Here is a 13,305-nt window from a genome sequence, read left to right as displayed (position 1 = left end):
TATATTTTAATATAGGGGTTGACGTATGAGAATCAAGTTAGAAAGAATATCAAAGGCATGTTTATATTTAATAGTATTTTTCTGTATTATCTTTTTTGCGTGCACTATTTTATTGGTATTAAATAATGGTCCAATCAGCACCGATCATAGTGAAGAAAATGTACTAAAAGATAATAATAGTGAAAAAAATGAAGATGAAAGACCTGCCGAGTTAACAACAATAATGAATCTCTCACCAACAGCTTGTAATTTATATGATACAAGTGAAAATATATTTTTTACTAAAGAAGATGGAAGTAAGTTAAATATAAAAGACTTAAAAGGAAAAGTAGTAGTAATAACCTTCTGGGCTAGTTGGTGTAAATATTGTAATGAAGAACTAAAAAAATCAAATGAATTTTTAGACATAGTAAACAAATTTGATAATGTTGAATTTCTTTTAGTAAATAAGCTAGATGGAGATAAGGAAACCAAGGAAAGTGCAATTAAATATTTAAATGAAAATAATATACCTTTTCATACAGTATTTGATGAAAATTTAAAGATATATAAAGAACTTGGAATTAAGATTGTACCAACTACATTAATAATAGATATAAATGGTAATATTTTAACGTATAAGGCGGGAGAAATTAAGAGCACGGGTGAACTGGAATCACTAATTAATTATGGATTAGAAGGAGCCCATAGTGCTACAGAAAGATTTATTACAAAAAAATTAACTAATCATTTAGGTGGAGTAAATATTAAATTTAAATCTGAAACTAAAGAGAAAAGCACACTAAGTGAGTCACAAGGCATTATGCTCGAATATTCCTTATTAAAAAATGATAAAAATCTATTTAATAATACACTTAATTATATAAATGAATATATGAAAAAAGATAGGCTGGTATCTTGGAAGGTTCAAGATGGAAATGCCACTAGAGTAAATGCAGCTATAGATGATTTGAGAATTTATAGAGCTTTAAATGAGGGAAAATTGAAATTTGGAATAGAAAATATAAATTTAAATAAATATAGAAATTCCATTTATAAATATAATGTAAGCAAAAAAAGATTAGTAGATAGTTACGATTTTAAGTATAAAGAAAAAGCAGAGAAATTAACTTTATGCTATGCAGATTTTAAGACATTAAAAGAATTATCTAAGAATGATAAAAGATTTATTGATGTTTATGATAATTGTATTGATATTGTAGAAAATGGTTATATAAGTGATAAATTCCCTTTATATTATAGTAAGTATGATTATAATGGCGAAACTTATACCATGGATGAGCTAAATAGTTCAGAGGCAATGATGACTTTACTTCATTTAGTAGAAGTAGGTGAGCTTAAAGAAAATACAGTATCATGGATTAAAGATACAATAAGAAATACTGGAATTTTAGGAAGATATAAAGTTAATGGTGATGTAGTTAGCGGATATGAATATGAATCTACAGCAGTATACGCTATTGTTGCATTAATTGGTAATGAGATGAATGATCAGGAATTAATAAACTTAGCATTAAGCAGAATGGAAAAAATGAGGATAAATGATACACAAAACGAATATGATGGAGCCTTTGGAAATGCAGATGGAACAGAAATATATTCATTTGATCAATGTATGGCGCTATTAGCCTATGGAAGGCTTGAAGAGAGGAGTAATGATCAAAATGAATGAGAATAAAGATGAGTTTAAGTGGGTTTTAAGAAGTTATAAGATTATAAGGAAAATATATAATTTTATAAGTAATTATATTAATAAAATAAATGAGAAGATGAAAGATAAATATTCAGCTAGAACAATAGGGTTATGGTCAAGTGTTATTGCCTTATTTTTAATAGTTTACATGTTATTTGTATATCCATACTTAGGAATTTCTGATGATGGATCATTTTCTAGAAATATGAGACATTTCGGAATAGATCATATAGGGGAGAATAGGGAAGATAATTACTTCAATTATTATAATCGCAGATACATGGTATCACCGGAAAAGGCCTTTATAGGAGAAAAAGGAATATCTAGTGTTAATATCTTTATAAAAATTGCATTGAATCTGGATAAGATTTTTACTAAGGATTCTTTTTTTGATATGAGGTTTATGGGACTAGTATATACCATATTGTTTATTCCTGCATTTTTTATAATTGTAACTCATGCAGCAAAGAGAGTGAATAACTTTACAGAAGGTGTAATAATAGGAATTTTGGGAATTATAATATTTTCAGATGTATCATATACTACTTATTTTTGTTCTTTTTATTCTGAACCATTAGTTTTTATTTGCTTTCTTCTATGTATTTGCTCTGCACTATCTTTTAATAATAAAGATAGTGATATTTTATGGTTAATATTGTACACAATTAGTGGTGTTATTTTAATTACATCAGAAAAACAATATTTAGTTCTAGGCATTTTTCTGGGAATTTTATCTGTAAGATTCATCTTTATGGAAAGAAAAGTTTTATATAAGGCTTTATGTGTTTTTGTAAGTATGATATTATTTTTTAGCTTTTTATGGTCAAGCTCTAATCTTGAAAGTAATTTTACATTATCAAGTAAATATAACGCTATGACAAGAGGAATATTACTTCAGTCAAAAAATCCTGAAGAAACATTAAAAGAGTTTGGAATAGATTCTAATTATTCTGTATTAGCAGATACTAATACAAATGATTTTTACCCTCTTACAACAGGGGCAAATGAAAGCTTAAATAATGGATTTTTTGATAAATATAATTCAATTGATATAATCAAATATTACATTAAGCATCCTATATCAATGGTATATATGTTAAATATAGCTTCAAAAGAAGCATTTAATACAAGAATATCCTACAGCGGAAATTATGAAAAAGAAGCTGGTTTTAATCCAAAAGCCAAGAGCTTATTTTGGTCATCCTGGAGCACATTTAAAATGCAATCAGCACCTAAGACAATAGGGGTTGTAATTGTGCTATATGTACTTACTATTATTTTATGGGGAAATAAGTCCAGGAGATTATTTTTAATTGATAAAAAAGGTAATAATATGACACTAGAAATAATGATGTTAGTTATTTTTTCAGGATTATATCAAGCAATTCAGGCTATAGTTATGAGTGGAGATTCAGAATTAAATAAGCATATATTTATCTTTAGTTTATCTATTGATTTACTTATTTACTTTTGTTTCTCAGGAATATTTCACAAATTAAATATAATTCAGAATGGAGGGGAATAATGTCTGATAAGAAAAGGAATTATAACTATTTAATTCAAGATTTTGCTATGTTACTTTTTATTATAACAATTTCAATAGTTACTTTAATTACCTATGTATCAGATTCACAGTATAGGCTGGAAAATGAAATTATGATTATTACAATGTTCTTAGGAATACTTCTTACTGTATTTTCTAGTTATATATATGGAATTGTTATAGCAGCAGCTCAGACAGTATTTTATACATCATATAAAATATTTCAAATATACTCTCAAGGAATAAATGTTTCACTTGTTAATTATTTATGGATCATATTGCCAATAGTATCAGTGCTATCAATAATGTTATATACAAAGACATTAAGTAAAATAGAATTAGAAAATATTTTATTGAAAGAACAGGTTGAAAAAGCAATTATGATAGATCCATTAACTGGATTATATAATATAAATTGTTTTTATCATGATTTAAGATCCACAATCAAATATAGCCAGCGTAATAATCTTCCAATAACAGTGATGATAGCTAAATTACGTTATGGAGAAGAATTACGAAAAATATTAAGTAAAAATGAATATGAAGAATTATTACAAAAAATGGCTAAGATATTTCAAGATACAATTAGGTTTGAGGATAAATTATTTATACTTGAAGAACATGGAAAAATAGGAACTATTTTAACTTGTGACTCAGAAGGCGCAAATATTGTAGCTAAGCGTATTAAAAATTCTATGGGACAGAATAATTCATTTTGGGGAATAGCAGATAGATCAATAATTGTAGATATACAAATTGGATTTAAGGAATATAATTCTGAATTTGGTGATGATGTCATTGGCTATAAAAGTAAAGTAGAAGGCGAGATGCAGTATGATGTATAAGAAAATAACTACCATAATACTAGTAGGCATCATATTTCTTATGAGCATTACCAATATAGTATATGCAAATGGTAAAGGAAGTGATGATGGAGATATTCTTTTGCTTTATGATAAGAATTCATCTAATGAAAAGGAATTTGGTTCTATTTCAGATATTTTAACTTATCTTGGATATAAAGTTTCGTATAGCAGCATAGAGGACTCAGTAAATAAACTTGATAAATTCAACAATATTATTATATATAGTGAGAAAGAAAATGCAGATGATAAATTTATACAGAAACTATATAAGTGTAATAATAAGTTTATGGTAATAGGTAATGGATTAATAAAACATATAATTAATTATATGGATAATTCGATTGGGTATGTAGAACAAGGTAAAAGTGAATATGAGATAAATTATAACTTCTCTAATGAAAAAGACATTTCTTTATATTTAAAAACAGATGATACTATATTACTTAAAGGGGATTTTGAATATGCAAGCGGGAAAATTGCTTCTGTAAAGTATTCAGGGAATTATTCTGTGCGGAGTGGAAATTTATCTTATATTGCAGTATATGATTGTGATAATGATATTTTAAAAGCAATGCTGACTCAAGAAATTGCATTATGGATGTGGCAATATAAAGGGCTTCCACACAATTACGCACAATATATTGTTCTTGATGGAATATATCCATTTGTAGACCCAGAAAAATTATTTAATGTAATTGAAATAATGAATAAGTATAGGATTCCATATATAATAAGTGTCATGCCAATATATATAAATTCGGAATATCCAGCAATGAAAAAGTTTTGTGAAATACTTTCATATGCTCAGAGCAATGGAGGGGCAATAATACTCCATAGTCCAATTATACAAAGAGAAGAAGTAATTGAAGAAGAAATAAATGAAAAAATTAATACTTCATATTTAGCCTATTCTCAATACAATGTTTATCCAATTGGCTTAGAAGCACCTAAAGATTGGATTTATAGCAAAAATGGACAAAATATATTAAGAAGATTTAAAACAATATTTTTATATGAATCTAGCAATGAAGAAAGGAACAAAAATAATTTTAATAATGAGATTTATAATGATGGACACAATATAGTTTCACCAGCATTAATGCTAAATGATAAAGAATTTTGCCCTATAAGAGTTCATTCAACAGCAGTTTACTTGAATATAAATGACAGCATAGAAGATATAGAAGAAACAATAGATATAATAATGAAATCTAATGTACTGATGAAAAGTATGTGGGATATGGATCAATCAGTATATACAAATCAGTATGTTTTAAAATATGAAAATAAAATATTAAAATTTCAAGGAAAAGTAGTTTCATTAAGCTATGAGCCATTTAAGTATGAAGAAAATTTTGATTATAAAAGAAATATTGTTGGACGAATGGCAAGATTAATGTCAAATAGCAATAAAGTTTTATTAGTATTTGTAGGTATAATTTCTTTTATCTTTATAATTTTTATTATAATAGCAAGAAAAAATAACAAAAGGAGTTTCTTTCATTAATATGTTTTAAATTTTAAGGGGGTATTCTGATGCTAATTGATTATTTATCACTGTTTGCAATTTTATGTATATGGATTTTAATGCTTATAAATGTATTTTTGTCTGTAGGAGGATTTATTTATTATATAAAAGCAAAGAAAGATAATAAATCCATAGAGCTAGATGAATATCCAATGGTATCAATTATGGTCCCAGCTCATAATGAAAGTATCGTAATAAAAAGGACAGTTTTATCATTATTAGAGTTTGATTATCCAAAAGATAAGTTTGAAATAATAGTTATAAACGATAATTCAAATGATGATTCAGCAAAGGTATTACATGAAATCCAAGAAAAGAATAAGGATAGAAAAATAATAGTCATAAATACTGATAATATTGTAGGAGGTAGAGGAAAATCCAATGCACTCAATATAGGCTTTTCCATTGCAAGTGGCAGTGTTATATCAATATATGATGCCGATAATACTCCGGAGAAAGATTCTTTAAGAATACTTGTGGAAAATTTAATGGAAGACGATAAGTTAGGCGCAGTTATAGGAAAGTTCAGAACTAGAAATAAAAATGCATCTCTTATTACAAGATTTGTAAATATAGAGACTTTAGCATATCAATGTATGAATCAAGCCGGAAGATGGTTCTTTTTTAAATTATGTACAATTCCAGGAACTAACTTTGTAATAAGGAGAAGTATTATAGAAGAAATAGGTGGATGGGATACAAAGGCATTAGCAGAAGATACTGAAATAAGCTTTAGAATATATAGAATGGGATATGCAATAAAGTTTATACCATTTGCAGTAACTTGGGAGCAAGAACCACATTCACTTAGAGTATGGTTTAAACAGAGAACACGTTGGGCAAAAGGAAATTTATATGTTATTTCATCAAATTTTAAATACATTTTGGACAAAAGTGCAGGAGCAATGCGTCTAGATGTACTATATTACTGCAGCGTGTATGTTCTTATGCTAATATCATTAATTTGTTCAGATAGTATTTTTGTATTAGGTATATTAGGAATAACTCATGTTACATTAGGTGGATTTTCTACATTATTATGGGGAATGGCTATTTTAATATTTATTCTTAATATATTAATTACCGTTGCAGTAGAGAAAAATGAATTTAATTTTAAGACATTATTTTTAGTAATAATAATGTTATTTACGTATTCTAAATTGTGGGTATTTGTTGTACTAAATGCTATAGTACAAACATTGAATGATGTTATTTTTAAACGTGAAGTAAAGTGGTATAAGACAGAGCGGTCAATTGAATCATAAATATATTAGTGGGGTGGAGAGTTAATAATATGGGGAGATTAAATGAAAAATATAAAAAATGTAGCATATGTAAAAAAGTATTATGTATATTTGTGACAGGTATAATAGCATTATTTGTGCAATCTACATATTGTTTTGCAGAACCGCAAAATGACGATAAAGAAGAAAGAGTAACAAATGAAGAAGGAATAAATAGCATTATTTCAACTATGCTTAGTGAACCAAGCAAGACGATTGTTGACCTTCCAGAAGTTACCAAAACAACTTATTCATCAGATTTTTCATGGAGCTCTGATAAAACACTTAATGGGATTTTATCAACAGAAAGCTTATATTTTAAAATACCAAAGTATTGGAATACAAAGTATGCAATAGTTAGTATACAATATTCCTTAAGTCAATTAATTACTGATATTCCTGCAACTATAACATTTTCAATTAATAATAAGCCATTTTATTCTTGCAAAATCAAATATGAAAATAGTGGACCTCAAATAATATATGCAGTAATTCCAGTAGAATTATTAAAAGAGGGATTTAATAACCTGGGAGTATCAGGTTATGTAAGATTATATAATGATGAAGGATGTATAGATGATTATTCAGGTGCTAACTGGATAAATATAAGTAAAAATTCATATGCAAGAATTGGGTATGAAGTAGAAAATCATAATAACAAGATTTTATATTATCCATACCCCTTTATATCGACTATGGATCCTACAGCAAAAGATACAGCTATCTTAGTATCTGATAAAAAGGATAACGGAGAATTATCTGCTTCTATGATTTTGGCTGCTAATTTAGGAACAAAGACATCTGAAGAAAATAATTTAAATATGGGTTCATACAGTGATTATAGAAAATTCAACTCATCAAACACTATTTTAGTTTCACTTACCCAAAATCTGCCTAGTGAGATGAAAGAATATGTATCACCTTATACTAAAGAATTAAATGATAATGGAGTTGTGTTATTTATTAATGATGCAAATGGAAATCCTATGCTTTTATTAGTATCAAATAAAGAAGAAGGACTAATAGAATGTGCACGGATGATTTCAGATGAAAATAGAGTTGATCAAGAAAATAGTAATGTAGCTATGGTGAGGATTGGAAGTGCGGATGTAATAAAGAATTCTACTAAATTAAATGATAGTTCAGCGTATACTTATACAATTGAAAGCCTTACTGATGGAGGAATGGTATTTATAGGACCATTTAGACAAAAGAGTGATTTGTATTTATCTACATTGAATGACTATATATTATCTTCAGCAGGAAAAATTTCATTAAAGTTTAGGTATAGTGAAAATTTAGACTTTACACGTTCATTAATTACTGTGTATTGGGGAGAGACTCCAATTGCAAGTAAGAAATTAACTAAAGAAAGATCATCAGGAGATGAATTAACATTTACAATTCCAGCAGATGTTGTAGGAACTTCTGCTGGCAAGGTGTCCATAGCATTTGATTTAGAAATACAAGATCTTATTTGTACACCAAGACAAATGGATATGCCGTGGGCGTATGTAACAAAGGATTCTATATTGTATTTGCCAATAAATACATCAATAGTACCTAAATTTGACACATTGCCACATCCATTCCAAAAAGATGAAAGATTCAACCAGGTATTAATAGTAATTCCTGATGAAGCAAAAGCACAAGAACTTACATTAGCAGGTAAAATGCTTGCTATTTATGGGAAAAGTGCAGATCCATATGGAAATATAGAGGTTTGCCGAGGAAGTGACTGCTTGAATAGCTCAGTAAATTATAAAGATAAAAATATTATAGCTGTTGGTACACCAAAAAGTAATAAATTTATAAGCAATTTAAACAAAAATTTATATTTTAAATATGATGAAAGCAATACAAAGTTATTGTCTAATGAAAAGCTGATTTTATCAAATAATTATGCAGAGAATGTTGGAACTATGCAGTTACTATCATCTCCATATGAAGAAGGACAAGCAATTTTGGTGCTTACAGGTGCTAAGGATAGTTCTTTAGAATATATTGATAAATTTATAAAGGATGAAAAACTTACATGGGCATTAAAAGATGATTGTATCCTAATTGATGATAACTTAGATGCTAAAATGTATAGATTTCAAAAAGATGTAGAGGAAAAGGTAAAGCCTTCTTTAGGTAAGAAGATTATCGAAAATAAGCAATATTTTTTATATACTTTAGCTTCAACTTCAATTATGTTTATTTTATTTTTAGGCATAGTATTTATTTTAGTTAGAAATAAAATGCGTAATAATAAAGATAAATAAATTAAAAAATAATGATATTTAAAGAAGACTAGAGATGAGTGGATATTCATTTATAGTCTTTTTTATTCTTTAGGAAATTATATTGACGGACAATCTGTGGATAAGTTATTTAAAAAAATATTGCAATAGACTAATGCATAGTTCCTAAAGAATAAAAAATAAATTATATGCGCCTGCCTTTTATTCGGCAAGCTCAGAAAATCCAGAGTGCGCTGAAAAAATCGACGGCTTAAAGGATTACGTTTTATAAAAGCTATTGTATTCTATTTGATTTGCATTTTTATAGAAGACTATATCATAGTCGCCTTGGCGATTTTTTTATTTGAGTATTGAATTAATTAAAAATATAAAAACTACTCTTGAAGAATCAGATAATAAAATAATTACAAGATCTGAAAAAAATAATTATTCTGTATGAGAAAATTGTGTTACATAGATAAAATATATTAAAATAGAGTTTATAAGAGTATAATAAATATAAAATTAGAAATTAGGAGTATTTCATGAACAGAAAGAAAAAAATAATTATTGCAATAGCATCTATTGGAATAATATCAAGTATAATTGTAGGAAAAAATATTATAAGTGAAAGAATTAAAGAAAAAAGAATACTAGAACAAGAAGAAAATAATATAAATTTAGAAAAGAACATTATGCCAGAATTGTGTAATTTATATGAAAATCCTTCAGATATAAGCTTTGTTGATTCAAAGGATATGCAATATAAATTATCAGATTTAAAGGATAATATAGTAATAATAATGTTTTGGAATAATGCTGATGGAACTACAAATTATAAATTAGATGATATAAGAAAATTTGAAGATGTACTGAGTAAATATGATGATGTAAAATTTATCTTGGTAGATAGAACGGATGAAGAGATTTTAAGAGAGAGTAATATAGCATTTTCACTTGCATTTGATAAGGTTTCAAACGCATATTATAAATTTCAAATAGATACAATACCAAGTACTTTGATAATAAATAAAGATGGAACATTAATAAAACATATTAAAGGAATAATAAATGATAATAATGAATTGGAAGCATTAATTGGATATGGAAGAGATGGCGGGTATAAGGCCACTGAAAATTTTGTTAGAAATAAATTAACTAATGCTTCAGGAGGTATAAAAACAACTTTACTAAACGATAATCAGGATAATATAAAAGAAACTATATTAAGTGAATCCCAAGGAATAATGCTCGAATATGCAGAACTTACAAATGATGCAGAATTATTTAAAACAACATTAGATTACATAAATAAGTATATGAAAAATGATGAACTTGTTTCATGGAGAGTTCAGGATAATAATGCAAGCAGAGTAAATGCAGCAATAGATGATTTGAGAATTTATGGTGCATTAAAAGAAGGCTTCGATAAATTTGGAAAGAATAATAAAGAGTTAAGAAAATATAGAAAAGCAATTTATAAGTATAACGTAGAAGAAGGTAATTTAGTAGATAGCTATGATTTTGAGTACAATCAAAAGGCTGAAAGGCTAACTTTATGTTATGCAGATTTTGAAGTGCTTAAGGAATTATCAGAATCTGATAGAAGGTTTAAAAAAGTTTATAAGAATAGTTTTGATATCGTAAAAAATGGATATATAAGTGATGAATTTCCGTTATATTATAGCTGGTATAATTATAAAACAAAAAAATATGAAAAAGATGATCTTAATACAGCAGAAGCTATGGTAACTCTTCTTCATCTAGCAGAGAAAGGAGAATTAAAGCAAAGCACAATATCATGGCTAAAGAATGCAATAAAAAAAGATGGTATTTTAGGTAAATATACTGTTGATGGAAATGTGGTTAATGGTTATGAATATGAATCAACTGCAGTATATTCAATAGTAGCTTTAATAGGAAATGAACTTAATGATAGAGAACTTATAGATTTAGCTGTTAATAAAATGGAGAAAATGAGAATAAATAATGTTGCAAGTGAATTTAATGGCGCATTTGGAAATCCAGATGGAAGTGGAATATACTCATTTGATCAATGTATGGCTTTATTAACTTATGGAAGTTTAGAGAAAAGAGCAGAAAATTAAATGTATTGACAAAATTATTCTGTAGGAATAATATAAACATATACCATGATTATAGAAAGGAGAACGAAATGAAGATATTAGCTTAATCAATAAGAAAATTTGTAAAACAAGATTTGAGGAATGCCTTATTTGTTGTGCAAAAATTGATAAAGCTCGATATACTCATGATATGTTCTTCTAAGTAAAATTAATATATTTACTTAAAAAATTTATAATAGTTTTAGAAGTAAAAAAATATATTGATTTAGAATGTAAAAGAATTTATATATTTAAGAAGACTATAAATGAGTTGAATTCATTTATAGTCTTTTTTATTAAATATTGAAGTTAATCTAAAGCGGAAATAAATAAGAGTAAGACCTCAAGATATAGAGGTGATAATATGACAGTTTTAATGGAAAGTAAAAATTTAAGTAAAGAATATGGTGAAAATGTTATTTTTAATAAAATAGATTTTAAAATAAAGCTCGGAGAAACAATAGGAATTGTCGGATCTAATGGTACAGGAAAGACTACATTAGCAAATATAATATGCGGGAAAATAGAACCGACTTCTGGAGAAATAATATGGTATAAGAATAACGTAAAGATAGGTTATATGAAGCAGGCAACTGAGTATGAAGATCTAGAAAGTACATTAAGTGGGGGCGAAAAGACAAAGAAGCTTTTAAATGATGTTATTCATAGGGACTATAATTTTCTTGTTTTAGATGAGCCGACTAACCATTTAGATTACTTAGGTGTAGCTTATCTTGTTAAGGAAATAAAGAAGTTTAATGGAACAATAATAATAATTTCACATGATAGATATTTTTTAGATCAATGTGTTACACGCATTATTGAAATAGAAAATCAAAAAATTACTGAATATAATGGAAACTATACTTATTATAGAAAAAAGAAGCAGGAAGATTATGAAAATGCAGTTCATTTATATGTTGAACAGGAAAAAATAAAGAATAGAATTAATATGCAGATAGAGGAATTGGAAGGATGGTCAGACAAGGCTCATAGAGAGTCTAGAAAAAAAGCCATAGAAACAGGAAATAAATTTGGTGGAAAAGAATACAACAGAGTTAAAGCCAAAAAGATGGATAACCAAATAAAATCCAGAATAAAAAGACTAGAGAAGATGAAGGTTGAAGGATTAGAAAAGCCTAAAGAAGAAGAAAAAGTTTTATTTCAAATAAAGGAATCTAAAAAGATTGGGGCTGTTGTAGTAGATGCAAAAGACATTTCTAAAAGTTTTGATAAAAAGATACTGTTTGAAAAATCTTCTTTTTACATTAAGCATGGTGAAAAGATTGGGATATATGGTCCTAATGGATGTGGAAAGACTACTTTTATTAAAGCACTTTTAGGAAAAATGGATGTTGATGGTGACCTCTATATAAGCCCTACAAGAAAAATAGGTTATATAAGTCAAGATGTAATTGGACTTAATGAAGAATGCAGCATTATAGAACTTTTTAATTTTGAAAATAGGCAGGAACTTGGTCAGCTTAGAACAAAACTAAATTTAATTGGATTTAATGCAGAGATGTTAGATAGAAAAGTCAAGTATTTAAGCCTTGGTGAAAGAATGAAATTAAAGATTATTTTAATGATACAAGAACAATGTGAAGTTTTGATTTTAGATGAGCCGACTAATCATATCGATCTTCATGTAAGAGAACAGCTTGAAGAAACATTGCGAAGCTATAATGGAACAATTATACTTGTTACTCATGATAGATATATGCTTGAAAAGATATGTGATAAATTACTTGTTTTTAATAATAAAAAAATAATTAGATATGAATATGGAATACATGAATATCTAAATAATATTGAGAAAAATAAGAAAAAAGATAAAGATAAGAAAAGTAAAAATAAACTTGAAGAGAAAATTTTATTGGAAAATAAAATAACTTATATTTTAAGCTGTCTTAGCAGCTGCACAATTGGAAGTGAGGAATATAAAAGGCTGGATGAAGAATATAATAGTCTTATTACTTTAAGGAAAAGTATAAAAGATTGATGGTTTTCATAAATAATTATGTTTCGAACAATGCCAAGT

Annotated in this window: 8 protein-coding genes; all 8 read left to right on the top strand. The window is 27.0% G+C overall.

Features of this window, described 5'->3' with window-relative positions:
* Positions 1 to 25 precede the first annotated feature (25 nt).
* Positions 26 to 1,672: a TlpA family protein disulfide reductase gene (locus CNEONATNEC86_RS14470; RefSeq protein ID WP_159136309.1), complete on the top strand. Its 1,647-nt coding sequence runs from the start codon at positions 26 to 28 to the stop codon at positions 1,670 to 1,672.
* Positions 1,665 to 3,218 (top strand): glycan biosynthesis hexose transferase WsfD, encoded by a 1,554-nt coding sequence (gene wsfD / locus CNEONATNEC86_RS14465; RefSeq protein ID WP_159136308.1) that lies wholly within the window; start codon positions 1,665 to 1,667, stop codon positions 3,216 to 3,218. The genes CNEONATNEC86_RS14470 and wsfD overlap by 8 nt, the downstream gene beginning before the upstream one ends.
* Positions 3,218 to 4,081, top strand: coding sequence for a GGDEF domain-containing protein (locus tag CNEONATNEC86_RS14460; RefSeq protein WP_159136307.1), 864 nt, complete (start codon positions 3,218 to 3,220; stop codon positions 4,079 to 4,081). Before wsfD ends, CNEONATNEC86_RS14460 begins: the two co-directional genes overlap by 1 nt.
* Positions 4,071 to 5,609, top strand: coding sequence for a DUF2334 domain-containing protein (locus CNEONATNEC86_RS14455; protein WP_159116581.1), 1,539 nt, complete (start codon positions 4,071 to 4,073; stop codon positions 5,607 to 5,609). The genes CNEONATNEC86_RS14460 and CNEONATNEC86_RS14455 overlap by 11 nt, the downstream gene beginning before the upstream one ends.
* Positions 5,610 to 5,638: 29 nt before the next feature.
* Positions 5,639 to 6,895 (top strand): glycosyltransferase family 2 protein, encoded by a 1,257-nt coding sequence (locus CNEONATNEC86_RS14450; protein WP_230132205.1) that lies wholly within the window; start codon positions 5,639 to 5,641, stop codon positions 6,893 to 6,895.
* A gap of 29 nt (positions 6,896 to 6,924) precedes the next feature.
* A complete protein-coding gene (locus tag CNEONATNEC86_RS14445; RefSeq protein WP_159136306.1) occupies positions 6,925 to 9,180 on the top strand; it encodes a cellulose biosynthesis cyclic di-GMP-binding regulatory protein BcsB in 2,256 nt (751 codons plus the stop codon).
* Positions 9,181 to 9,683: 503 nt separating this feature from the next.
* Positions 9,684 to 11,246, top strand: a complete 1,563-nt coding sequence (locus tag CNEONATNEC86_RS14440; protein ID WP_159136305.1) for a TlpA family protein disulfide reductase — start codon at positions 9,684 to 9,686, stop codon at positions 11,244 to 11,246.
* Between the two features lie 382 nt (positions 11,247 to 11,628).
* Positions 11,629 to 13,266 carry a ribosomal protection-like ABC-F family protein gene (gene abc-f, locus CNEONATNEC86_RS14435; protein WP_159136304.1) on the top strand — a complete coding sequence of 546 codons (1,638 nt, stop codon included), beginning with the start codon at positions 11,629 to 11,631 and terminating at the stop codon, positions 13,264 to 13,266.
* The last annotated feature ends 39 nt before the right edge of the window (positions 13,267 to 13,305 follow it).

Source organism: Clostridium neonatale (genome assembly GCF_900465025.1).
Taxonomy (GTDB): domain Bacteria; phylum Bacillota; class Clostridia; order Clostridiales; family Clostridiaceae; genus Clostridium; species Clostridium neonatale.
The sequence above is the reverse complement of the archived record's forward strand: the minus strand, read 5'-3'. Positions and strand labels throughout refer to the sequence as shown.